Annotated in this window: 19 protein-coding genes; 6 read left to right on the top strand and 13 right to left on the bottom strand. The window is 59.4% G+C overall.

The window, feature by feature from the left end; genetic code table 11:
* Window positions 1-7 precede the first annotated feature (7 nt).
* The 3 genes from ACQQZ8_RS03575 to ACQQZ8_RS03565 form a co-directional block, all read right to left on the bottom strand.
* A complete protein-coding gene (locus tag ACQQZ8_RS03575; protein WP_431711328.1) occupies window positions 8-823 on the bottom strand; it encodes a septum formation initiator family protein in 816 nt (271 codons plus the stop codon).
* Window positions 824-943: 120 nt separating this feature from the next.
* Window positions 944-2,224: a phosphopyruvate hydratase gene (gene eno, locus ACQQZ8_RS03570; RefSeq protein WP_431711327.1), complete on the bottom strand. Its 1,281-nt coding sequence runs from the start codon at window positions 2,222-2,224 to the stop codon at window positions 944-946.
* 91 nt (window positions 2,225-2,315) lie between these two features.
* Entirely contained in the window at window positions 2,316-3,005 is a 690-nt protein-coding gene (locus ACQQZ8_RS03565) for a MazG nucleotide pyrophosphohydrolase domain-containing protein (RefSeq protein WP_431711326.1), read from the bottom strand.
* Between the two features lie 159 nt (window positions 3,006-3,164).
* On the opposite strand from ACQQZ8_RS03565, the gene ACQQZ8_RS03560 reads away from it, so the two are divergent.
* Complete coding sequence (locus ACQQZ8_RS03560; protein WP_431711325.1) at window positions 3,165-4,658, top strand: aldehyde dehydrogenase family protein; 1,494 nt, start codon at window positions 3,165-3,167, stop codon at window positions 4,656-4,658.
* A 134-nt stretch (window positions 4,659-4,792) separates the two neighbouring features.
* Here ACQQZ8_RS03560 and ACQQZ8_RS03555 read toward each other — a convergent pair whose 3' ends face one another.
* The 9 genes from ACQQZ8_RS03555 to ACQQZ8_RS03515 all read right to left on the bottom strand — a co-directional run bounded on the left by ACQQZ8_RS03555 (window position 4,793) and on the right by ACQQZ8_RS03515 (window position 15,532).
* Window positions 4,793-5,995 (bottom strand): adenosine deaminase, encoded by a 1,203-nt coding sequence (locus tag ACQQZ8_RS03555; protein ID WP_431711324.1) that lies wholly within the window; start codon window positions 5,993-5,995, stop codon window positions 4,793-4,795.
* Between the two features lie 92 nt (window positions 5,996-6,087).
* Window positions 6,088-6,777, bottom strand: coding sequence for a DedA family protein (locus ACQQZ8_RS03550; protein WP_431711323.1), 690 nt, complete (start codon window positions 6,775-6,777; stop codon window positions 6,088-6,090).
* Window positions 6,778-7,048: 271 nt separating this feature from the next.
* Window positions 7,049-8,362, bottom strand: a complete 1,314-nt coding sequence (locus ACQQZ8_RS03545) for a thymidine phosphorylase (protein ID WP_431711322.1) — start codon at window positions 8,360-8,362, stop codon at window positions 7,049-7,051.
* Window positions 8,363-8,380: 18 nt separating this feature from the next.
* Complete coding sequence (locus tag ACQQZ8_RS03540; RefSeq protein WP_431711321.1) at window positions 8,381-8,788, bottom strand: cytidine deaminase; 408 nt, start codon at window positions 8,786-8,788, stop codon at window positions 8,381-8,383.
* A 5-nt stretch (window positions 8,789-8,793) separates the two neighbouring features.
* The gene (locus tag ACQQZ8_RS03535) at window positions 8,794-10,074 is read right to left on the bottom strand and encodes an ABC transporter permease (RefSeq protein WP_431711320.1); all 1,281 of its coding nucleotides are present in this window, start codon (window positions 10,072-10,074) and stop codon (window positions 8,794-8,796) included.
* The gene (locus ACQQZ8_RS03530; protein WP_431711319.1) at window positions 10,074-11,270 is read right to left on the bottom strand and encodes an ABC transporter permease; all 1,197 of its coding nucleotides are present in this window, start codon (window positions 11,268-11,270) and stop codon (window positions 10,074-10,076) included. The genes ACQQZ8_RS03535 and ACQQZ8_RS03530 overlap by 1 nt, the downstream gene beginning before the upstream one ends.
* Window positions 11,267-12,808 (bottom strand): ABC transporter ATP-binding protein, encoded by a 1,542-nt coding sequence (locus ACQQZ8_RS03525; protein ID WP_431711318.1) that lies wholly within the window; start codon window positions 12,806-12,808, stop codon window positions 11,267-11,269. The genes ACQQZ8_RS03530 and ACQQZ8_RS03525 overlap by 4 nt, the downstream gene beginning before the upstream one ends.
* A 156-nt stretch (window positions 12,809-12,964) precedes the next feature.
* A complete protein-coding gene (locus tag ACQQZ8_RS03520; protein WP_431711317.1) occupies window positions 12,965-14,053 on the bottom strand; it encodes a BMP family lipoprotein in 1,089 nt (362 codons plus the stop codon).
* A 276-nt stretch (window positions 14,054-14,329) separates the two neighbouring features.
* Complete coding sequence (locus tag ACQQZ8_RS03515; RefSeq protein ID WP_431711316.1) at window positions 14,330-15,532, bottom strand: amidohydrolase; 1,203 nt, start codon at window positions 15,530-15,532, stop codon at window positions 14,330-14,332.
* Window positions 15,533-15,682: 150 nt separating this feature from the next.
* Here ACQQZ8_RS03515 and ACQQZ8_RS03510 point away from each other — a divergent pair, with 150 nt between their 5' ends.
* Window positions 15,683-17,611, top strand: a complete 1,929-nt coding sequence (locus ACQQZ8_RS03510; protein ID WP_431711315.1) for a penicillin-binding transpeptidase domain-containing protein — start codon at window positions 15,683-15,685, stop codon at window positions 17,609-17,611.
* Between the two features lie 81 nt (window positions 17,612-17,692).
* On the opposite strand, the gene ACQQZ8_RS03505 is transcribed toward ACQQZ8_RS03510, so the two are convergent.
* Window positions 17,693-18,802, bottom strand: a complete 1,110-nt coding sequence (locus tag ACQQZ8_RS03505) for a mannose-1-phosphate guanylyltransferase (RefSeq protein ID WP_431712121.1) — start codon at window positions 18,800-18,802, stop codon at window positions 17,693-17,695.
* A gap of 347 nt (window positions 18,803-19,149) precedes the next feature.
* On the opposite strand from ACQQZ8_RS03505, the gene sdhC reads away from it, so the two are divergent.
* The 4 genes from sdhC to ACQQZ8_RS03485 are packed head-to-tail and all read left to right on the top strand — an operon-like array spanning window position 19,150 to window position 22,547.
* The gene (gene sdhC / locus ACQQZ8_RS03500; protein ID WP_431712120.1) at window positions 19,150-19,485 is read left to right on the top strand and encodes a succinate dehydrogenase, cytochrome b556 subunit; all 336 of its coding nucleotides are present in this window, start codon (window positions 19,150-19,152) and stop codon (window positions 19,483-19,485) included.
* Window positions 19,486-19,487: 2 nt separating this feature from the next.
* Window positions 19,488-19,934 (top strand): succinate dehydrogenase hydrophobic membrane anchor subunit, encoded by a 447-nt coding sequence (locus ACQQZ8_RS03495; protein WP_431711314.1) that lies wholly within the window; start codon window positions 19,488-19,490, stop codon window positions 19,932-19,934.
* Window positions 19,935-19,977: 43 nt separating this feature from the next.
* On the top strand, window positions 19,978-21,765 hold the full coding sequence (gene sdhA / locus ACQQZ8_RS03490) for a succinate dehydrogenase flavoprotein subunit (protein WP_431711313.1): 1,788 nt from the start codon (window positions 19,978-19,980) through the stop codon (window positions 21,763-21,765).
* Window positions 21,765-22,547, top strand: a complete 783-nt coding sequence (locus tag ACQQZ8_RS03485) for a succinate dehydrogenase iron-sulfur subunit (RefSeq protein ID WP_431711312.1) — start codon at window positions 21,765-21,767, stop codon at window positions 22,545-22,547. The genes sdhA and ACQQZ8_RS03485 overlap by 1 nt, the downstream gene beginning before the upstream one ends.
* The last annotated feature ends 63 nt before the right edge of the window (window positions 22,548-22,610 follow it).

The raw sequence follows: 22,610 nt of genomic DNA, 5'->3' as shown, positions 1-22,610 counted from the left end.
AGTGCGGTCAGTCGGTAGCGGAACGGTGGATCGAGTCCAGAAGGGCATCAACCCAAGGCAGTTCCTGCCGGACCTCATAAGTGCTGGCGTTGGGTTCGATGGCCTCTTCGGCGGCAGGCTGCTCACCGACCACCATATAAACCCGTTCCCCGGGCATCACTAAGTTTATCCGGTCGCGCGCCTGCTGCTTGATGTACAGCGGGTCGTCCCAGCGCGCGATCTCTTCCTTCAGCTGTTGCTGTTCGGTTTCTAACTGCGAGATCGAGGCCCGAAGCTCGTTAATCTCTTGCATCTGATGCCGGTAGTGGTTCACGGTCGGGACTAACATCACAGCGAAGAACGCCAAGACCACCAACAGTGCAGCCACTCGTCCAGAAAAACGATGTGCCGCCACAGGTTTCTGCTCGGGGTGTGCTTCCTTGGCTGCTGTCGGTGCAGCTTCCCCGGGCTTGCGCCGGACCGCGGCGGAGAACTTCACCCGGTCTACCTTGCGGCGCTGTGATTGTTTTTGTTTGGCACGCTCTAGACGTGGCACCCGTTGCCGCTCCGCCTTTTCAGGACCGGCTTTCTTGGCGGGCTGCTGCGCGGTGTTCTTCGCCCGCCGACCGGATGGAGTTTTCGCATCGGTGGCAGGTAAGACGTTCATCGCGTCGGTGGGAAGTTCGGTGGCCGGGGTTGCTGCTGCCGCGGACTGCTCGGCTGGCAGCTTGATGACCTTGGGAGAGCTTTTCTGCGGTTCGGTGTTCGGCAGGTCCTTGCTGGAGTCAGCCGGTGAGTGCTTCGAAGTAGGGCGTCGTGGCATCCGTGGTGGTTTTTGCGCCATGCTCTCCCCTATTCCTCCTCAGGTCTTATTCATTGCTCCGCACCGCCAGCTCGGTGCTTTTAAAAAGACTCAGCCCGACGGTAGTCCCCTACCGTCGAGCTTAATCCTTAGAGCTGAAAATTAGCTGTTGAAACGCGGGAAGGCGCTAGCACCAGCGTAACGAGCTGCATCACCCAAGTCCTCTTCGATGCGTAGCAGCTGGTTGTACTTGGCCACGCGCTCCGAACGAGCCGGGGCGCCGGTCTTGATCTGTCCGGCGTTGGTGGCCACACAAATTTCGGCGATGGTCACATCTTCGGTTTCTCCCGAACGGTGCGAGGTGATGGTGGTGTAACCGGCGCGCTGGGCCATGGTGATGGCGTCCAGAGTTTCGGTGAGCGTACCGATCTGGTTCACCTTCACCAGCAACGAGTTGGCGATGTCCTTTTCAATGCCTTCGGACAGGCGCTCTGGGTTGGTGACGAACAGGTCATCGCCCACCAGCTGCACCTTGTCACCGATGGCATCGGTCAAGGTCTTCCAGCCATCCCAGTCGTTTTCATCCAAAGGGTCCTCAATGGACACCAGTGGGAAGTCGGCAACCAGCTCGGCGTAGTAGTCACTCATGTCCTTAGCGGAGCGTGCCTGTCCTTCGAACTGGTAGCTGCCGTTCTCGAAGAATTCCGAGGAAGCCACGTCCAGCGCCAGGGCGATGTCTTCGCCCGGGGTGTAGCCGGCACGCTTAATGGCTTCGGTAATCAGTTCCAGGGCTGCACGGTTGCTTGGCAGGTTTGGAGCGAAACCGCCCTCATCGCCCAAGCCGGTAGACAAGCCCTTTTCCTGCAGCACGGCCTTGAGGTTGTGGTAGACCTCAACTCCCCAACGCAGCGCCTCGGAGAAGGTCTCGGCACCGATCGGGGCGATCATGAATTCCTGAATGTCCACATCGGAGTCGGCGTGCGACCCACCGTTGAGGATGTTCATCAGCGGCACTGGCAGTACGTGAGCGTTCGGACCGCCCAGGTACTTGAACAGTGGCAGGTTGGCACTGGTTGCGGCGGCAACGGCGACAGCTAGGGAGACACCCAGGATCGCATTGGCGCCCAGCTTGGACTTGTTGGAGGTCCCGTCTAGGTCCAGCATGGCCTGGTCGATGGCACGCTGATCGGTGGCATCCATGCCTTCGAGCTCGTCGGCGATTTCCTCAATTACCGCTTCAACGGCGCCCAGCACACCCTTGCCCAGGTAACGCTTCTTGTCCCCGTCGCGACGCTCGGCCGCTTCGAATGCACCGGTAGATGCGCCCGAGGGGACTGCGGCGCGGCCATGCGAGCCATCGGTGAGCAGTACTTCAACCTCGACGGTCGGGTTACCGCGCGAGTCTAGAATTTCGCGCGCGTGGATGGCGTCAATCAATGCCATGAGTAAGGACTCCTTGTATAAAGGGGTGGTCTAGGGGCAAGTCGATCCAGCGGTCTAGATCGACCGTTGGCACCATTGCCTGCCTCCTAGCCTAGCGCTTAGTAGGTGTTTCGGGCGACGTTGTTTCATCGAGGGATCCCACCGGATCGGTCAGCAAGGCATCGCGCAGCACCGACTCGGCATCCAAACCCAACTCGGAGGCGCGTGTGGTCACCGCCAAGAGCATTCGAGCGAGCGAGGCTTCGTCGGTGATCTGTTCGAGCTCTGGGGTCGGCATCCAGGCGATGATTTCGGCGGATTCTGCGCTTCGGCGCCTGCGCGAAAGCAGTTTTTGTGACAGGCTCAGGGCCGGTAGCCCGGCCGGCAGTCCGGCTCGCGGGCGCTGATCTTGCCGCTCTTCGGCCTTCGCAGCATCCCAAATTCGGATAATTTCTGCAATATCTTGCGTTACGTTCTCCCGCAGCTGCCCCTGCGCATCAAAAATATGGCGGTTGCGGCGCAACATTTTTTCGCTCAATCCGCGCACCACATCCGCATAATCGAAGGCACCTGTTTCTTCAGCGATCCGGGCATGCAAGAGGATCTGCAAGAGCAGGTCACCGAGTTCCTCCGCCAGCGCCTGCGCATCACCGTGGGCGATCGCGTCGATTACCTCGTAGCTTTCCTCCACTAAATAATGGCGCAGTGATGCGTGGTCCAAAGCTCGGGTCCAGGCGCAGTGCGTGCGCAAGTTATCGATGATCTCTAGCAGTCGTTGGGTTTCGTGTGGCGCGGTGCTCATAGCTTTATGCTATCGGCTCACCACTGCTTGTCCGACACATCCTGTTTCTGCCGCGCAATTGACCTAGGCTGGCAGGTAGGAGCCATGGTGAGCGCCACAGATTCCAGGGGTCCACCATCCGTTTTCTTGGCTCCCCTATCCCATCTGGAAAGGATCACGATGACCGAGCAGAACACCATTTCCCGCCCCGAGGTTTTGCAGCAGCTGCCCGCAAAGCTGTTCATCGATGGGCAGTGGCGTGAGGGCACGAGCAGTTCCACGTTGGTCAGCCGCAACCCGTTCAACGATGACACACTCGCGCAAATCCGTCAGGCCTCCGCCGAAGATGTGGATGCGGCCTACGCTGCGGCACGCGCCGCACAGCCCGGCTGGGCTGCCCTGTCCCCCGCCAAACGCGCGGAGGTGCTTAACGCTGCGGCCGATTACCTACAGGCCAATTACCAGCAGTATCTGCAACTGTTGGTGGCCGAATCGGGATCCAGCCAGCTCAAGAGCAACATCGAACTGGGTGGCACCATTGCCGCGATCCGGGAAGCCGCGACTTTCCCTACCCGTGTCCATGGAAAGATTCTGCCGTCCAACACTCCGGGCAAGGAAAACCGGGTGTACCGCGAACCGGTGGGCGTGGTGTCGGTGATCAGCCCCTGGAACTTCCCGCTACTACTCTCGGCACGTTCGGTGGCTCCGGCATTAGCTCTGGGCAATGCCGTGGTGCTCAAGCCAGCCAGCGATACCCCGTTGACCGGTGCGCTCATGCTGGCTAAGGCCTTTGAAGCGGCCGATGCCCCAGCCGGGGTGCTCAACGCGGTCATCGGTTCGGGTTCCGAAATTGGGGATCATTTTGTCGCGCACCCCACCCCATCGTTGGTTTCTTTCACCGGATCCACGCAGGTCGGTCGACGGGTCGGCGAAATCGCTATTTCCGGGGATCATATGAAGCGAGTCTCGCTCGAGCTCGGTGGCAACGCCCCGTTCGTGGTACTTGCCGATGCAGATCTGGACGAAGCGGTCAAAGCCGCCGCCTTAGGTAAGTTCCTGCATCAGGGGCAGATTTGTATGGCGATCAACCGAATTATTGTTGAGGCCCCGGTATATGAGGAGTTTGTCGAAAAGTTCGCCGCGCAGGTGCAGCAGTTGAAATTTGGGGATGCCGCGGACCCGGCCAACCTCATCGGGCCGATCATTAATGATGCCCAGCTGTCCTCCATCACCGGGAAAATCGACCGGGCACGTTCCGAAGGCGCCCGCGAAGTGGTGGCGGGTGATCCGGTTGGACGGGTAGTTCCACCACATATCTTCGCCGATGTCACTCCACAGATGGAATTGTTCCGCGAAGAGATCTTCGGTCCGGTAGTCGGAATCACTCGGGCCAACGACGAGGCACACGCTCTGGAATTGGCTAACGACACCGAATACGGTCTGTCGTCGGCGGTGTTCACACAGGATCTGGAGAAGGGTGTGCGCTTTGCCCGCGGTATCAAGGCCGGCATGACCCACATCAACGACATCACGGTTAACGACGAACCACACGTTATGTTCGGTGGCGAGAAGAACTCGGGGCTGGGCCGGTTTAACGGCGAATGGGCCATCGAGGAGTTCACCACCGATCACTGGGTCGGGGTACAACACACGAAAAAACAATACCCGTTCTAAAACCCCGCGCCGGTCTGCGATAGTCCGACGCAGCTAGCACGCAACAGGCCGGTCAGCACCCCCGCAGAGGAGGTGGTGACCGGCCTGTTGTGTTGGCGGTTACGCGTTGACCTGCGACCGTTCAGTGACGCTGATTAGTCTTCATCGTCCTGGTCATAGTCCAGATCATCAAAGTCCACGTCGTCCTCATCCATCAGGTCGGCGTAGGAATCGTTGATGTACTCAACCAGCATCTCGCGCACTTCTAGGGGAACGAAAGCGGCCTCGGCGGCATTCAGGGTCAGATCCAGCAGATCTTCCAGATCGTAGTCAAATGCCTCAACGAGTAACTCGTATTCATCGGACAGGGTGGTGCCACTCATTAGCCGGTTATCCGGGGAAATGGTGACATTAAATCCGGTCTGCACCAGCAGATCGATCGGGTGCGATTCAATACCCTCACCGAAGCCAGCGGTGGCACCGGTCTGCAGGTTCGAGGATGGGCAGATTTCCAGCGGGATACCGCGTTCGCGTACCCAGTTAGCCACGGTGCCCAGAGATACCAAACCGGTATTCTCATCGACCTGCTCACCCTCATCGTCCAAACCACCAAAGTCGATGGTGATGTCTTCGGCGATGCGTACGCCGTGCCCCAGACGCTGGGCGCGGCCGATCAGGATCGCTTCTTTAATCGAGTCGATGCCCGCGGCTTCCCCAGCGTGCACGGTGGTGGGGAAGAAATTCTCTGCCAGCAAGTCGAAGGCCTCGCGCATCCGCGAAGGTGGGAAGCCATCCTCGGCGCCAGCAATATCGAAGCCGACCACCCCGTTGCCCCGGTGACGCAACGCCAATTCGGCGATTTCCTTGCCGCGGTCGGCGTGACGCATCGCGGTGATGAGCTGGCCAACCTGAATCAGGTGACCTTCCTCGGTCAAGCGTTCGGTAGCTTCGTCCAGACCGTCCTGCACCGCTTCAACGGCCTCATCGAGGCTCAGCCCCTTGCGCAGGTGCTGCTCCGGTGCCCAACGCACTTCACCGTAGATGACCCCGTCGGCCACCAGATCCTCAACAAATTCGCTGGCCACTCGCTTGAGGCCCTCACGGGTCTGCATCACGGCGATAGTGTGGTCAAAGGTTTCTAGGTAGCGCGGCAGCGACCCGGAGTCGGCACTGTCACGGAACCATTCGCCCAAAGACTCGGCGTCGCTAGCTGGCAGCTCATGGCCGATTTCGGCGGCTAGTTCGATGATGGTCTGTGGACGTAGTCCACCATCGAGGTGATCGTGGAGGGAAATTTTAGGTAGATCGCGGAAGTCGAATTCGGGATCATAGGCAAGATGAATCAGTTCTTCAGTCACAGTGTTGAGCCTAGTCTTAAAACCGGCTGACAGGTAGCCACCACGGCTGAAGTTCTGGCCACAACTTCTTGAACGTTTACCGATACCGGAGGTTAAGTCTGTTTAGGATTCCTCGGCGGCACGGTTTCCAGTACTTTTCCCGGCTCCTCACCACGTTCGGCGGCTAGTTGGCGAAGCTTGCGCCGGTGAACTGCTTCCAGAACTCGGCTGACGACTCGATCAATAATGACCCCGAGCACCACGGCGATCACCACCGAAACCAGCACCCCAATGAGTTTGTTATCGGCCAACCAATTTCCGGCCAGAGCGCCGATCCCCACCGAATAGGCTCCCCAGGTGATGCACCCGATCACGTCGAAGAAGGTAAACCGCTGGTAGGAGTATCCGGTAGCCCCGGCGGTCATATTCACCGCCACGCGGCCCAACGGGATGTACCGGGCTGTAAAAATCAATAGCGCCCCGGAGGTTTCAAGTTTGCGCGAGGAAAAGTCGAGGATCCGTTTGGCCCTGCCGCGGCGCATCCACGCATACTGTCGATAGCCGATACCACGGCCGATCCGGAAGGTGATTTGGTCGCCGATAATGGCTCCGGAGACGCCGATGACGAAAATCAGGAAGAGGTTCGGGTTTCCACTACTCACACCGACGGCGGCGAGCGAAACGAGGAAGGTTTCCGAAGGGACAACGGGAAAAATACCGTCAATCAGGCAAAATGCGAATAGCAACGGCAAAATCCACCATGCGGTTGCGGCCTGAATGATCGCCTCGTTAACCAATTCCATAAGTGCGCACGTCGCTTCCTTACTTCACGCGGAGCTTGAACTTCCACGCTCTTACTCCATTGTCGCTCAGCTAAGCAGTTCTAAACACCCTCGTCGGTGGTGTTTTGCGACGCAGAGCCTCAGACCAGCGGATGAGTTACTCGGTTCAACGAGCGAATCTGGAAATTAGTTCCGGCGCACACCGGGGATGTACGTGAGGCTTAAAAGCCAACGGACCACCGTTGCCTGAGGGCAGTGGTGGTCCGTTGGACGACGGATAATCGGGCGGAACTTACTGGGCCGAGATCCGCTCAAAGATTAACCGGGTGTCTGCTCGATCCACTTCGGCACCGAGTAGCAGTGATTTTTCGACCAGTGCTGCGGCACGCTCGATCTTTTCCGGGGTATCGGTCAGCAGAGTCGCGATCGGTTGTCCACGACGCACCAGAGCACCGGGTTTAACGTGTAGTTTCACGCCGGCAGCCGCCTGCACGGCGTCTTCCTTGCGGGCCCGGCCGGCACCCAAAGTCCAGGCTGCGACGCCAATATCCATGGCGTCTAGCTTCAGGACACTACCGTCGGCCGGAGCGTACACGGTATGTGATTCCTTAGCCACTGGGAGCGCCGCATCCGGATCGCCACCCTGAGCGCTGATCATCGCACGCCATTTATCCATGGCACGCCCGTCCTGCAGGGCGGCACGCACATCAACGTCCTTCACCCCGGTGCCGGCCAGCATTTCCTCGGCTAGCGCGACCGTCAGCTCCACCACGTCCTGTGGTCCACCACCGGCCAAGACCTGAACGGACTCTTCCACTTCAATAGCATTACCCGCGGTCAGCCCCAGCGGGGTGTCCATATTGGTCAGCAACGCTACGGTGTTCACCGCGGCATCGGTGCCTAGGTTCACCATGGTTTCAGCCAGCTCACGAGCCTGGGCCTGCTGCTTCATGAACGCGCCGGAACCGACCTTCACATCCAGCACGAGACTCCCGGTGCCTTCGGCGATCTTCTTGCTCATAATCGAGGAGGCGATCAGCGGGATAGCTTCCACGGTGGCAGTGACATCGCGTAGCGCGTAGAGCTTCTTATCTGCCGGGGCCAGCCCGCTACCGGCAGCACAAATCACCGCACCCACTTCAGACAGTTGGGCGAACATGTCCTCGTTACTGAGGTTGGCACGCCAGCCCGGGATCGCTTCGAGCTTATCCAAGGTGCCCCCGGTGTGTCCCAACCCGCGGCCCGACAGCTGCGGCACGGCGACTCCGAACACCGCAACCAAGGGAGCTAACGGGAGGGTAATCTTATCCCCCACCCCACCGGTGGAATGTTTATCGGTGGTGGCTAGGCGACGCCCGCTCGGATCGGCAAGCGTGGAAAAATCCATGCGTTCGCCGGAGTTAATCATCGCGGTAGTCCAACGGGAAATTTCGGAACGGTTCATCCCATTGAGGAAAATCGCCATGTTCAGGGCCGCCATCTGCTCTTCAGCGATGACCCCGCGGGTGTAGGCGTCAATGGTCCAGTCGATCATCTCGCCGCTGAGTTCCCCGCCATCGCGTTTGGTGCGGATAACCTGGACTGCATCAAATGCTTCGATTGCCATGAAGTGGTCTTTCTTTGCTTAGAGGCTGAGGTTGTGTGGGCCGAATGCGTCAGGGAGCAAGGTTTCGATGCCGACGATGCCATTGGCGGTCTTGATCTGCAGGTTCTGCCCACGGTGTTCATAGAGCAACTGACGGCAGCGCCCACAGGGGGTAATGAGCTGCTCGGTGTCGTTTTCGAGGCGGCCGAAGCATAGGAAATGGCTTAGCGTGCCCCCGCCGGTGGCGAAGAGCTCGCCGACCATCGAACATTCGGCACACAGCGTCACCCCGTAGGCCGCATTCTCAATGTTGCATCCCGAAACAATCCGCCCGTCGCTGGTCAGTGCGGCCGCACCGACGCTGAAGCGCGAATAGGGTACGTAGGCGTTGGACAGGGCGGCGCGGGCCGCGGCTTCCAGCCGCGGCCAGGGTTGGGCATCGCTCATCGTCGTCATTCCTTGTGGTACGGTTCGCCGACCGCCGCCGGTCCCCGCGAACGACCCACCAGACCAGCCACCGCGAAGATGGTGACCAGGTACGGCATCATCGCCATGAACTGGCTCGGTACCGGGGTACCAATGATGGTCAAGGTGACCTGCAAGTTATCGGCAAAACCGAAAAGCAGTGCGGCCATGAAGGCACCGATCGGGTTCCAGCGTCCGAAGATCACCGCGGCCAGCGCGATAAATCCACGACCACCGGAGATTTCCTTGGTGAAGGAGTCGATCGCCACCAGGGTGAAGAAAGACCCACCTACACCGGCCACGATGCCGCCGAGGGTAACATTCCAGAAGCGCATGACGTTGACCTTGATGCCGAGCGTATCGGCGGCCTTTGGGTGTTCACCCACGGCACGCACGCGCAGTCCCCAGCGGGTCTTGTACAGCCCGAACCAGACGAGGAATACCGCAATATACATCAGGTAACCGACCACCGACTGCTTGAACAGGATCGGGCCGATCACCGGAATCGCGCTCAAACCGGGGATTTCGATAATTGGCAAGCGCCCCGGGGAGTTGAACAGTTCCGGGTCGCGCTGCATCACGGTGGTGAACAGGAACCCAGTGACCCCGGAAACCAGCACGTTCAGCACCACGCCGACGATGATCTGGTTGACCAGGTACTTGATCGAGAAGACTGCCAAGACCAGCGAGACCAGTGCACCGGCTACACCGGCGGCGATCAGCCCGGCGAAGACATTACCGGTGGTGGAGGCCACGATGGCGGCGGTAAATGCGCCGGCTAGCAGCTGACCTTCAATGGCGATGTTGACCACGCCGGAACGTTCACACAGCACCCCGGAGAGCGAACCGAAAACCAGTGGCACCGCCAAAACCACGGCACCGGCCAGGAGTGCGGCTAACGAAATGCTAGTCACGGTGGCCCCGGAGACCACCCAAATCAAGAAGGAGAGCACAAAGAGGATCGCAAAGATGATCACGATCCAACGCTGTGTCACCAACCCCTTAGAACGACGGAACCAAGAATAACCGGCGGCGGCAACCAGCAGCACGCCGATCACCAGGTTGCTGGTCTTGCCCGGGAATACTAAGGCGGGCAGTTCGAAGGCATCGCCCGCGGTGGACAGCAAGAATCGCGCCGATTCGTTACTGCCCATGAAGCCGAAGGCCACCAGCACGATCACAGCGATGACGCTGAGGAAAATGGGGGTTTTTATCGGAACTGAGGACCGGGTCGGGAGCACCGAGGCCGGAAGCGTTGCAGCAGTCATCAGACACCAGCCTTCGTGGTTTCAGCGCGTACGGCGCGCTTCTTTTTGCTCTTATTCAGACCAAAGATGGCCTTGACCAGTGGTGGAGCGGCAATGAACAGGACGATCAGCGACTGCACCACCAAGACGATATCAATCGGGGTTCCGGTGGAGATCTGCATATTGACCGCACCGGCGCGGAAAGCACCGAAGAGCAGACCCGCGAAGAAGGTTCCCCACGGGGTGGAGCGTCCCAGTAGCGCCACGGTAATCGCGTCGAAGCCCAAGGATCCGGCGATTCCCGCGGTCAACACCTTTTCGGTGCCCGCCACCTGCGCCACACCGGCGGCACCGGCTAATGCGCCGGCAAGAGCCATTGCTAGGATCGTGGCGCGAGCCACGTTCACTCCGGCGGTCTGTGCGGCTGCCGGGTTATGCCCCACTGCACGCAGTTCAAAACCGAGCGTCGAACGCTTGAGCAACCAGGCCACGAAAACCGTGAGCAAGATGGCCATCAGGAAGCCTAGGTGCAAACGCGAATCTGGCAGCGAGGGAAAAACCGCCGAGGAGTCAAGCACCGGAGAGATCGGATTGGTTCCCCCCGGGCGACGGAAGGCCTCGGTGTTCATCAAGAAATCCAACAGGTACAGGGCCACGTAGTTAAACATGATCGTCAGGATCACTTCGTGGGCGCCGGTGCGGGCCTTGAGCACGCCAACCAGACCACCCCAGATCGCGCCACCCAGCAACCCGAAGATGATCACCAGCAGCAGATGCAGTACGATCGGCAGGTTCCAAGTGAAACCAACATAGCCTGCCATCGTGGCGCCGATGATGATTTGTCCCTGCGCACCGATGTTGAACAGACCCGCCCGGAAAGCCAGGGCCACACCCAGACCAGCACAGATCAGCGGGGTGGAGACGGTCAGAGTTTCTAAGAAGGGTGCAAAGCCTTGCGAAGAGTTATAGATCGACCCGTTGAACAGCGCCACATAAGACTGGGTTCCAGCGTTCCAGAGGGCGCTGAAGAAATCTGTCGGACGGGCAAAAAGGTATCCGGCGGTGGCGATCACTCGCTCGTCGGTTGCGGCAATCAGCAGTCCACCGACTACTAGCGCCACGATCACGCCCAGCAGCGAGACTAGCCCGGGACCTTGGGTGATCTTTCGGAACAAGTCATTTGTTCCCTGGGGCACATTCACGTTTTGCTCGCTCACTGGCCCTCTCCTTCCGAATCCTGTTGCGCCATAGCTTCTTCGGCCGAAACCCCAGCCATCATCAGCCCTAGTACCTCGCGGGAGGTGTTTGCTGGCACGATGCCGTTAATCCGGCCCTTGTAAAGCACGGCAATTCGATCGGCCAGTTCCAGCACTTCGTCTAGTTCCGTGGACACAATCATCACTGGTGTCCGGGCATCACGTTCGGAAACAATCCGGCGATGCAAGAATTCGATCGATCCAACATCCACGCCACGCGTGGGCTGTGAGGCGATGAACAACTTCAACGGACGGGAGAGCTCGCGAGCCATCACGACCTTCTGCTGGTTGCCACCGGACAGACTGGAAGCCGGATTTAGCGGGTTATCGGTACGCACGTCGAAGTCTTCAATCTGCTTCGCTGCATTGCGTTTGATTTCGCTCAGGTTCATCGACAAGCCCTTGGCAAAAGGTGCCCGGTCGTAGAGGTCCAGCACCAGATTTTCTTCGATCGAGAACTCGGAGACCAGCCCGTGCACCGAGCGGTCCTCGGGAACAAAACCGACCCCGGCACGCAGTATCTGTTTTACGCTACGGCCGATGAGTTCCTGCCCCTGCAGTTTCACCGAACCGGAGCTAGCCGCCTGGGTTCCCAAGATCGCTTCGGTCAGTTCGGTCTGCCCATTGCCCTGCACACCGGCCACCGCGAGGATTTCGCCTTCGTGGATGTCGAAGGAGACCGCGTCCAAGACCGTAGTGCCGGCCTCGTTGACCACCGTCAAATCGCGCACTTGGAAGGTCGCCGTACCGGGTTCGGCGGCTTCTTTCTGCAACGACAGCTGCACCGAACGGCCCACCATCAGGTTAGCCAGCTCGGTCGTGTCGGTGCTTGGGTCGACGCTACCGACCACTTCACCACGACGAATCACGGTAATCACGTCCGAAACGGCCTTCACCTCGCGCAGCTTGTGCGAGATGAACACGATGGAAGTGCCGTTGGTCTTGAGCTGACGCATAATGTCGAGCAACTCATCGGTTTCCTGTGGGGTGAGCACGGCGGTGGGCTCATCGAGAATCAGCACCTTGGCTTCACGCACCAACGCCTTAATAATTTCCACACGCTGTTGCACACCCACCGGAAGGTCCTCCACGAGCGCGTCGGGATCCACGTGGAATCCGTAGCGGTCAGAAATCTCACGGATTTTGGCACGGGTGACCTCTAAGTCAAGCACGCCGCCGGCCTTCGTGGCTTCAGAACCCAGCGCCACGTTCTCGGCCACGGTGAATACCGGGATCAACATGAAGTGCTGGTGCACCATGCCGATGCCAGCGGCCATCGCATCTCCGGGGCCGGAGAATTCCACCGGCCGATCATCAATGACGATTTCGCCCTCGGTGGGTTGGTAGAGCCCGTAGAGCACATTCATCAGAGTGGACTTGCCGGCGCCGTTTTCTCCGAGCAGACAGTGAATCTGCGCGTCGTCGACGAGTAGGTCTATGCCCTTGTTGGCGTAGAAGGAACCGAAGGCCTTGGAAATTCCCCGCAGTTCGAGTTTCACGATCCCACCATCTTTGGTTGTTCGGATTCTAGGATTTGGCGTTCAGGGGTAACTGTTGGTCAGCACCTAGAACACAGGCATGGAGCGCACCAGCCGCACACCGCTCGGGCGGTGAGCGGTGGCACGCTCCATGATTGATCTAAGGATCGATGACCCTTACTTCGGGCTAGCGGAGGATTCGATGACTAGGTCGCCGGAGATGATTGCCTGCTTCAGGGCTTCCACCTCAGCCTTGGTCTCATCGCTGACCTCGGAGTCGAAGTTGTGGAACGGTGCGATGGTGACACCGCCGTTCTCCAAGGTGCCAATGTATGGGCTCGAGTCGAAGTTTTCCTCGACGTCACCGGCGATGACTTCTTCCACCGCGGTATCCATGGTCTTGATCACCGAGGTGAGCATGACATCTTTGTAGTCCGGTGCGGTTTCAAAACCATCGGAGTCTACCCAAACCAGTTTGGCGCTCTTACCAGCGGCGTTCTCTTCGACGACGGCTGCGCCGGCGCCCTTACCAACCGGACCAGCAACCGGCATGATCACGTCGGCACCCTGGCTGATAAAGGTCTTGGTGACTTGCTTGCCCTTATCCTGCTTTTCGAAGTCACCGGTGAAGGTTCCGTCTTGCTTATCCTTGTCCCAGCCCAGCAGCTTGACGTCGGCACCCTTATCCTCGTTGTACTTCGCCACGCCATCGGCAAAGCCGTCCATGAAGATCGTCACGGTTGGCAGCTTGATACCACCGAAGGTTGCTACGGTGCCGGTCTCAGAAGTTGCGGCAGCGACATAGCCAGCCAAGAAGGCAGCCTGAGCCGTGTCGTAGATAATCGGTTTGACGTTCTCGATCTGCTCATCGTACTGGAAGTCAACGATCGCGAAGTTCTTATCCGGGTTGGCTTCCGCGGCTTCCTTCGTTGCATCCCCGAGCAGGAAGCCGATGGTTACGGTCAGATCGCAGCCGGCGTTCATCATGCCTTGGAGGTTAGTGGCAAAGTCTGCATTGGACTTCGACTCGGCCTCGGCGATGCTGATGCCTAGGTCGGTTTCGGCAGCCTTCAGACCGCGGTACGAGGATTCGTTGAAGGACTGGTCATCGAAACCACCGGAGTCCGAGACGATGCAGCCCGTGTAGTCGGCGTTGTCGGCGTTGGTGGTGCCTTCTTCCGGTGCCTGGCCACAAGCGGAAAGAGCAATAGCGGAAATGCCGAGCATGGCCGCAGCCACACCGGTCTTGCGCGAGACGAAGCGCATGTAAACCTCCATAGAGCGTTACGAGTAAGCCGGGAAGCCAAGCAACTGTAACCCAGCGAAAATAACTTTGCTCTTACGCTGCGCCAGTGCTAACGATCCCATCGTTTCCATAGCCTATATGAGATCACGCACAGGCACAGCGGCTAAAGGTTACAAACTGGTAACTTCAAACCTCTTTACGGCAAGCGCTTAACCTCAAAGGCCAAGTCAGATGATGTTATCGAATTTATGGAAGGAAAGTGAAAATTTTTTTGTTCGACGGAGCCCGCGAAGTCACTAGTCAAGCTCGGCTATGGCACGCAAACAAGAGCCCGCCATCACGGCTACACCCACCGCGATGCACGCCTCGTCAGGAATATAGTCCCCCCGGTGCAGATCGTAGGTTTCGCCACCCACGGTGCGCGTTCCCAAACGCAGCATTGCCCCGGGCACCTTTTCAGTCATCCAGGCGAAGTCCTCCCCACCCATAGACTGCGGAGTTAGTTCAATATTCTCCGGACCAATTTCAAAACGTGCGGCACTTTCGATTATCCCGGTTTCTGCAGCGGTATTTACTACCGGAGGCACCCCGCGGGTGTGCTGCAACTTGATATCCACCCCATACGGGGCAGCAACCTGTCGTACCGTCTCATCGAGCATTTCACCGGCCGCATGCCAAGCCTCACCGTCCAAGCAACGCATGGTTCCGGCTAAATAACCGGTGGCAGGAATGGCGTTGGGGGCACTACCGGCGTGAATCTGCCCCCACACCACCGAAACTGCTGAGCGCACATCAATTCGTCGTCCCAGCACCGCGGGCACCTGAGTGGCGATCTGACTCATCGCAAAAACCACGTCTTCGGTCAAATGCGGCCTCGAGGTGTGCCCACCACGCCCGTTGACCTCAATGCGAATGGTGTCGCTCGCCGAGGTGATCGCCCCGATGCGGGTTCCGATGGTGCCCACGTCAATGCGTGGGTCACAGTGCAACGCCAGAATTCGAGGCACCTCATCTAAGATGCCTTGGGTAATCACCGACAATGCCCCGCCAGGCATTTTTTCCTCAGCGGGTTGGAAAATCACCCGGACCCGAGCACCCAGCAAGCCCTCATCATCCAATTTTTTCAGCGTCATAGCCACGCCGAGCATCACGGTGGTGTGAATATCATGACCACAGGCGTGAGCCACCCCGTCGTTGATCGAGGCATAGTCCAGTCCGGTCTCTTCTAGTACCGGCAAGGCATCGATATCGGCACGCAACCCGATGGCGAGCGGCCCACGACCCACATCGACCCACACCCCGGTATCTTCCATCGCCACTGGGTTCAGGTCTGCGGCACGCAGCTGGGCCAGAATCACTTCGGTAGTGCGGTATTCGGCGAAAGAAAGTTCGGGATTGCGGTGCAGATCGCGCCGGAATTGAATCAGCTGGGGTTCTAAGTGCTGGACCCAGGGTTGGACCGAGGGGATGGTAGCTTTCCGATACTTCACTGTCCGCATCCTTTGAAGATACGCGCCGCGAGCCGTACTTTGATAGTTGTTGCGTAACGAATCGCCCATTTCATGCAATACAAAGCACTCTGCCGGCGCGTTCGGTAACCGGGCGAGAACGGATTGCTCCGCCGACTTGCACCTGCCTACGATGAGCCCATGCGATCCGTTTCCCGCGCCACCGGCGCTTTGCTGGCAGCCAGCCTGACCGCCATGACCCTCAGCGCCTGCAGCGAACGGATCCCCGACCCGCAACCGGCCGCCCAAGCGCTCACCCAGGCACTAGAAAGTGCCGATTTTTCGGCCGTCCCCCTCACCGCGGATTCAGACATCGCACCGGCCGAGATCTTGGCACAGGCCTTTGAACCGGTGCAGCACATCACCCGCGTACACCAGCTGGAGTCGGTCACTATGGCTGAGTCCACCGATGCGGAACCGCTTACCGCGCAGGCGGTGATCCGTACCATCTGGGACATCGACCAGACCGAAAATGATCTAAGCTACGACACCACCGCAGTCTTCGAATACGATCCAGAAGCCACCGACTGGAAGCTCCGGTTCACCCCGCAGATTCTGGCGCCCGAATTGCAAGAAGGCGACACCCTGCGTGCGCGCTATCTGCCGGCCGATCGGGGACGGATCCTCGGTGCCGCGGATCAAGTGTTGGTCAGTGATCGTCCGGTGGTGCGGGTGGGTCTGGACAAATCCCATCTGCAACCGGAGCAGTGGGAGCAATCCGCGCGCGAGCTTGCCGAACTGGTAGAAATCGATGAAACCGCCTACACCCAGCGTGTGGCAGCCTCGGGGGAACGTGCTTGGGTGCAGGCCATCGTACTTCGCGACGATGCCCAACGTGAGATCAGTACCGAGCAGATCACCCAAATCCCGGGAGCCGGGGTGCAGCAGGATACACTCCCCCTCGCTCCCACCCGCACCTTCGCCCGCGCGCTGCTCGGCAGCGTCGGCCCAGCCACCGCCGAAATTGTGGAAAATTCCGCCGGCCGAATCCAACCCGATCAACAGGTGGGGCTCGCTGGCCTGCAGGCCAGCTACAACGACACCCTCGGCGGGACCCCGGGAACCACCATCACACGCCATTCAGCCAGCGGGGAGCCGCAAAATCAGCTCTTTACCTCCCCCGCCATCCCCGGCAGCGATGTCCGATTAACCTTGGATCCGCAGCTCCAACAACTGGCCGAATCGGTGCTGGCCGACAGCGCCAGCGTCTCGGCACTGGTGGCGATTCGCCCCTCCGATGCGGCGGTATTGGCCGTGGCTTCAGGCCCCGAAGACAACACCTACAACACCGCTCTGCTAGGTCAGTACGCTCCGGGCTCCACTTTCAAGGTGGCCTCCGCGCTAGCGATGCTGCGCGCCGGCGCCACCCCGGAAACACTGGTGGATTGCCCGGCCACCACGACCGTGGATGGCAAGTCCTTCAAAAATTACGACGGCTACCCCAGCGCATCACTCGGTGAAATCACGCTCAGCGAAGCACTCGCTCAGTCCTGCAACACGGTTTTCGTATCCGCCGGGGCTCAGCTCGGGGCCGAACAACTCGCGCAGGCTGCTGCCGCCCTAGGCTTAGGGCAGGCAGATCATAGCGGAGCCGGAGCCTTCACCGGTGAGGTGCCAAGTTCCTCAGAGGGTACCGAATTGGCGGCCAATATGATCGGCCAAGGTGTGGTGCAGTCCTCGGTTTTTGCCATGGCCACCGTCGCCGCCTCGATCGCGGCAGAACGCACGATTTCCCCGCAATTGGTCCTCGATCCGTCGGCGGAGGAGGCGGCTAACACCCCGACGCCCAGCGCCACCGGGGATTTGACCGCCGCGGAAGCCCAAGCGTTGGGGATCATGATGCGTCAAGCGGTGGAGCAGGGCACGCTGGAAATCCTGCAGGATCTGCCTGGCGGCGAGGTGCGGGGGAAGAGCGGAACCGCCGAATACGATGCGGAACGTAACGCCCATGCCTGGACCATCGCCATTCAGGATGATTTGGCAGTTGCGGCCTTTGTGGAAGATGGTAGCGGCGGGGCCCAAACAGCCGGGCCGCTGGTGCACGAATTTCTCAGCGAGCTACCGCGCTAAGCAAAGCTACGGGACACAGCGGATAAAACACTGCTGGCCCGCATTCAGTGCGGGCCAGCAGTGTTTGGAGTGCACCAAGTTCTACAGAACTTCGGTTTCGCCGTCTCGTTTCAGCATCTCAACCGCGGTTTTCACCTGTTGCGCATGTTCCTTGGTGGTCACCAGCAGCGCATCGGCGGTGTCCACCACAATGACATCGTCAATACCGATGAGCGCCACCACGCGCGGAATGTCGCCGTAGACTACGCCCGTCGCGTTATCCGAGTAGACCCGGGCCTTGTCGCCCAAGGTGATCACCCCGGTTTCTTCGCTGGCTTTATTCAGCCGACCAATGGCGGCAAAATCGCCCACATCGTCCCAGTTGAATACCCCAGGGATCACCGCAACATCACCGGCCGCGGCAGCCGGCTCAGCCACCGCGTAATCGATCGCAATTTTCGGCAGAGTCGGCCAGACTTCGGCCATCACTTCCTCGCGTTGCTCGGTATCCCAAGCCTCGGCGATGCGTAGCAACCCGGCGTGGAGAGCCGGCTCATTGGCCTGCAGGTGCTTGAGCATCAGTGAGACCGGAGCGACGAACATGCCGGCGTTCCACAAGAAGCCGCTCGCTAAATACTGCCGGGCAGTGTCGGCATCGGGTTTCTCCACGAACTGCCCCACCGCGCGGGCGGTCGGTGCACCGGGAACATCCAGTGGCATCCCGGTCTGGATATAGCCGAAACCGGTCGACGGATGGGTCGGGTGGATACCGATGGTGACAATTTTGCCGGTGGCCGCGGTATGAATGGCCTCGCGCACAGCCTCTTGGAACACCTCTACCGGACCAATGACCTGATCCGCGGCGAAGGATCCCATAATGATCTGCGGGTTTCGGCGGTGCAGAATCGCGGCGGCTAAACCGATGGCCGCCGCGGAATCGCGAGGCTCGGGTTCTAACACCAAGTTTTCATCGCAAATCTCGTTGAGCTGGCTCAACACGGCGCGTCGGTGAGCCCGCCCAGTAACCACCATGATTCGTTCCCCAGCCAGTGGCACCAACCGATCATAGGTGGCGCGGATCAGCGTGGAACCTGACCCGGTGAGATCATGCAAAAATTTGGGGGCGGAGGCCCGGGACAGCGGCCACAGTCGGGTCCCGACACCACCGGCCGGGATCACGCCATGGAACCGCGCTAGAAGGTCTTCATTCACATCAGACACCCTAGTTCATTCGATGGGCTTATTTGTGATCCTAGGGGTTGGATTTTGCACACATAGCGGCCACAAAGGAGAAAAATTAGCTCACTATTAACTGCCGTAATTACGCGGCAATTACGGCCATTCGCCGCAATATTGCCCCCGCCGGGTGAACCTGCTCACACAAAATAAACAGAACATGGAAGACAGTGCCTCAAGTGGTCTAGACTCGCACAAGGAACGCTCGCACAAGTGCGTCACATCTCATTGTGTGCAAGATACACATGCGCCGTTGCGAGTCTTGGAGGTTTAGTTCAGTGTCGAAGACTTCGTCAGGCACCCTCTACCGCGGCCGTGAGGGCATGTGGTCTTGGGTGGGACACCGCATCACCGGTGTCGTTATTTTCCTTTTTCTGTTGGTGCACGTACTTGATACGGCACTGGTACGCGTCGACGCCAGCGCATATGACGCCGTCATCGCCACTTATAAAAACCCTTTGATGGCCATCGGTGAAACCGGTCTGGTCGCTGCCATTCTCTTCCACGCCTTCAACGGCCTGCGTTTGATCCTGGTGGACTTCTGGAAGCAGGGCACCAAGTACCAGCGTCAGCTGCTGTGGGGCGTTTTGGCCGTTTGGGCCGTCACCTTCACCGGCTTCACGATCCGTCACCTGACGCTCGCTCTGGGAGGGCACTAATCATGAGTGTTGATATTCAGGCTCCACGCAGCCAGCGGATGGACCCCAAGTACGTTCGTGGGCCCAAGTCGCGTGGCAACTTCGAAATGCTCGCCTGGCTGTTCATGCGCCTGTCCGGCGTGGTGCTGGTCGTGCTGATTTTTGGTCACCTGATCGCTAACCTGCTCACCGGTGAGGGCGTTAACGGGTTGTCCTTCGGCTTCGTCGCCGGCAAGTGGGCTTCCCCTATCTGGCAGTTCTGGGACTTGGCGCTACTCTGGCTGGCGATGTTGCACGGCACCAACGGCGTGCGCACCATCATCAACGACTACGCCGAGAAGCATGCAACCCGCACTTGGCTCAAGGGCATCCTGTACGTCGCAACGATCTTCATCATCGTGCTGGGCTCGCTGGTGATCTTCACCTTCGATCCGTGCATTGCCAACAGCCCGCTGCCACAGTGCGCCTAAGCGCTCGCAACGATAGATTTTTCTAGAAAAGAGAGCATCAAGAATGCAGGTACATAAGTACGACGTCGTCATCGTCGGTGCCGGCGGCGCCGGGATGCGTGCCGCGATCGAATCCGGGCAGCGCGCCCGTACCGCAGTATTGACCAAGCTGTACCCAACCCGCTCGCACACCGGTGCAGCGCAGGGTGGTATGTGTGCAGCTCTGGCCAACGTCGAGGAAGACAACTGGGAATGGCACACCTTCGACACCATTAAGGGTGGCGACTACCTAGTTGACCAGGACGCAGCCGAAGTTATGGCTAAAGAAGCCATCGACGCGGTGCTGGATCTGGAAAAGATGGGTCTACCGTTCAACCGTACTCCGGACGGCAAGATCGATCAGCGCCGTTTCGGCGGTCACACCCGCGACCACGGCAAGGCCGCCGTACGTCGCGCCTGCTACGCCGCGGACCGTACCGGTCACATGATCTTGCAGACCCTGTACCAAAACTGCGTGAAGCACAACGTTGAGTTCTACAACGAGTACTACGTGCTGGACCTGCTGATGGTTGAAGAGGATGCCTACCGCGAGGACGGCACCGCCTACAAGCAGAAGCGCGTTGCCGGTGTCGTGTCCTACGACCTGGCCACCGGCGAACTGCACGTATTCCAAGCCAAGTCCGTGGTCTTCGCTTCCGGCGGTGCCGGCAAGGTCTTCAAGACCACCTCCAACGCCCACACGTTGACCGGTGACGGCATGGGTATCGCCTTCCGTCGCGGTCTGCCGCTGGAAGACATGGAGTTCTTCCAGTTCCACCCAACGGGTCTGGCTGGCCTTGGCATTCTGCTGACCGAAGGTGCCCGCGGTGAAGGCGCGATCCTGCGTAACTCCGACGGTGAGCGCTTCATGGAGCGTTACGCACCAACCATTAAGGATCTGGCTCCGCGTGACATCGTCGCCCGCGCTATGGCCAACGAAGTACGCGAAGGCCGCGGCTGTGGTCCAAACAAGGACTACGTACTGCTGGATCTGACCCACTTGGAGCCAGAGCACATCGAGTCCAAGCTGCCGGACATCACCGAATTCGCCCGCACCTACCTGGGTGTGGAACCGTTCACCGATCCGGTTCCGGTTTACCCCACCGCGCACTACGCCATGGGTGGTATTCCAACCAACATCGAAACCGAAGTCCTGCAGGACAATGACACCGTCATCCCAGGCCTGTTCGCCGCCGGTGAGGTTGCTTGTGTTTCGGTCCACGGTTCGAACCGTCTGGGCACCAACTCACTGCTGGACATCAACGTCTTCGGTAAGCGTGCCGGTGTGGCCGCCGCGGAATACGCTAAGGGTGCCAACTTCGTCGAACTCCCCGAGGAAGGCGACTCCTACGTCACCAAGCAGGTTTCGGAGCTGTTGAACTCCACCGGAACCGAGCGCGTCGCCGAACTGCGCGCCACCCTGCAGGAGACCATGGACGCCAACGTTCAGGTGTTCCGCGATGAGCGCTCGCTGAAGGAAGCTCGCGATGTCATCGAACAGCTGCGCGAGCGTTACAAGAACATCGGCATCCAGGACAAGGGCAAGCGCTTCAACCTGGATCTGCTTGAAGCTATTGAACTTGGCTTCCTGTTGGATCTGGCCGAAGTTATGACCGTTGCCGCACTGCACCGCAAGGAATCGCGTGGCGGCCACTACCGCGAGGACTACCCGGATCGCGACGACGAGAACTTCATGAAGCACTCGATGTCCTACCGCGATGCCGAGGCCGTCACCGAGGGCATCCGCGGTATCCGCATGGAGACCAAGCCCGTGGTCTTTACCCGTTACCAGCCAATGGAGCGTAAGTACTAATGAGCACCGAACTGCCAGAACCAGCCTCTAAGATCGAGCTGAAGCCCGGTGTCGGCGGCGGCGGCGAGATCCCGACCTTCAACATCACCCTGCGGGTGCGTCGTTACCTCCCAGAGAGCAATGCGGACGCCTACTGGGAAGACTTCAAGCTGACCATGTACGGCACCGACCGCGTGTTGGATGCCCTGCACAAGGTCAAGTGGGACCACGACGGAACGCTTTCTTTCCGTCGCTCCTGCGCCCACGGTATTTGTGGTTCCGATGCCATGCGCATCAACGGCCGCAACCGCCTAGCGTGCAAGACCCTGCTGAAGGACCTTGACACCTCCAAGCCCATCACCGTGGAAGCCATCAAGGGCCTGCCACTGGAGAAGGACTTGATCGTGGATATGGAACCATTCTTCCAGTCCTACCGTGAGATCATGCCGTTCTTGATCAACAAGGGTCACGAGCCAAGCCGCGAACGCTACCAGTCCGTTGAGGACCGTGAGCGTTTCGACGACACCACCAAGTGCATCCTGTGTGCCGCGTGCACCAGCTCCTGCCCAGTGTTCTGGACCGATGGCCAGTACTTCGGCCCGGCAGCGATCGTCAACGCCCACCGCTTCATCTTCGACTCGCGCGATGATGCCGGCGATATGCGTCTAGAGATCCTGAATGACAAGGAAGGCGTGTGGCGCTGCCGCACCACCTTCAACTGCTCCGAAGCATGCCCCCGTGGCATCCAGGTGACCAAGGCCATCGCCGAGGTCAAGCAGGCAATTCTTTCGCGCACCGTGTAATTTTGCGAGAACCCAATGGGTCCGAATCTCTTGTAGATTCGGACCCATTGGTTTTTAACTCCA

This window comes from Glutamicibacter uratoxydans (genome assembly GCF_050753455.1).
GTDB classification, from domain to species: domain Bacteria; phylum Actinomycetota; class Actinomycetes; order Actinomycetales; family Micrococcaceae; genus Glutamicibacter; species Glutamicibacter uratoxydans_A.
This window is presented reverse-complemented; position numbering and strand designations above follow the sequence as displayed.

What these genes read in the sequence shown, in the direction of transcription:
- ACQQZ8_RS03575 (WP_431711328.1), bottom strand. Translation starts at nt 823, where the DNA reads ATGGCGCAAAAACCACCACGGATGCCACGACGCCCTACTTCGAAGCAC.
- eno (WP_431711327.1), bottom strand. Translation starts at nt 2,224, where the DNA reads ATGGCATTGATTGACGCCATCCACGCGCGCGAAATTCTAGACTCGCGC.
- ACQQZ8_RS03565 (WP_431711326.1), bottom strand. Translation starts at nt 3,005, where the DNA reads ATGAGCACCGCGCCACACGAAACCCAACGACTGCTAGAGATCATCGAT.
- ACQQZ8_RS03560 (WP_431711325.1), top strand. Translation starts at nt 3,165, where the DNA reads ATGACCGAGCAGAACACCATTTCCCGCCCCGAGGTTTTGCAGCAGCTG.
- ACQQZ8_RS03550 (WP_431711323.1), bottom strand. Translation starts at nt 6,777, where the DNA reads ATGGAATTGGTTAACGAGGCGATCATTCAGGCCGCAACCGCATGGTGG.
- ACQQZ8_RS03545 (WP_431711322.1), bottom strand. Translation starts at nt 8,362, where the DNA reads ATGGCAATCGAAGCATTTGATGCAGTCCAGGTTATCCGCACCAAACGC.
- ACQQZ8_RS03540 (WP_431711321.1), bottom strand. Translation starts at nt 8,788, where the DNA reads ATGAGCGATGCCCAACCCTGGCCGCGGCTGGAAGCCGCGGCCCGCGCC.
- ACQQZ8_RS03535 (WP_431711320.1), bottom strand. Translation starts at nt 10,074, where the DNA reads ATGACTGCTGCAACGCTTCCGGCCTCGGTGCTCCCGACCCGGTCCTCA.
- ACQQZ8_RS03520 (WP_431711317.1), bottom strand. Translation starts at nt 14,053, where the DNA reads ATGCGCTTCGTCTCGCGCAAGACCGGTGTGGCTGCGGCCATGCTCGGC.
- ACQQZ8_RS03515 (WP_431711316.1), bottom strand. Translation starts at nt 15,532, where the DNA reads ATGCGGACAGTGAAGTATCGGAAAGCTACCATCCCCTCGGTCCAACCC.
- ACQQZ8_RS03510 (WP_431711315.1), top strand. Translation starts at nt 15,683, where the DNA reads ATGCGATCCGTTTCCCGCGCCACCGGCGCTTTGCTGGCAGCCAGCCTG.
- sdhC (WP_431712120.1), top strand. Translation starts at nt 19,150, where the DNA reads ATGTGGTCTTGGGTGGGACACCGCATCACCGGTGTCGTTATTTTCCTT.
- ACQQZ8_RS03495 (WP_431711314.1), top strand. Translation starts at nt 19,488, where the DNA reads ATGAGTGTTGATATTCAGGCTCCACGCAGCCAGCGGATGGACCCCAAG.
- sdhA (WP_431711313.1), top strand. Translation starts at nt 19,978, where the DNA reads ATGCAGGTACATAAGTACGACGTCGTCATCGTCGGTGCCGGCGGCGCC.
- ACQQZ8_RS03485 (WP_431711312.1), top strand. Translation starts at nt 21,765, where the DNA reads ATGAGCACCGAACTGCCAGAACCAGCCTCTAAGATCGAGCTGAAGCCC.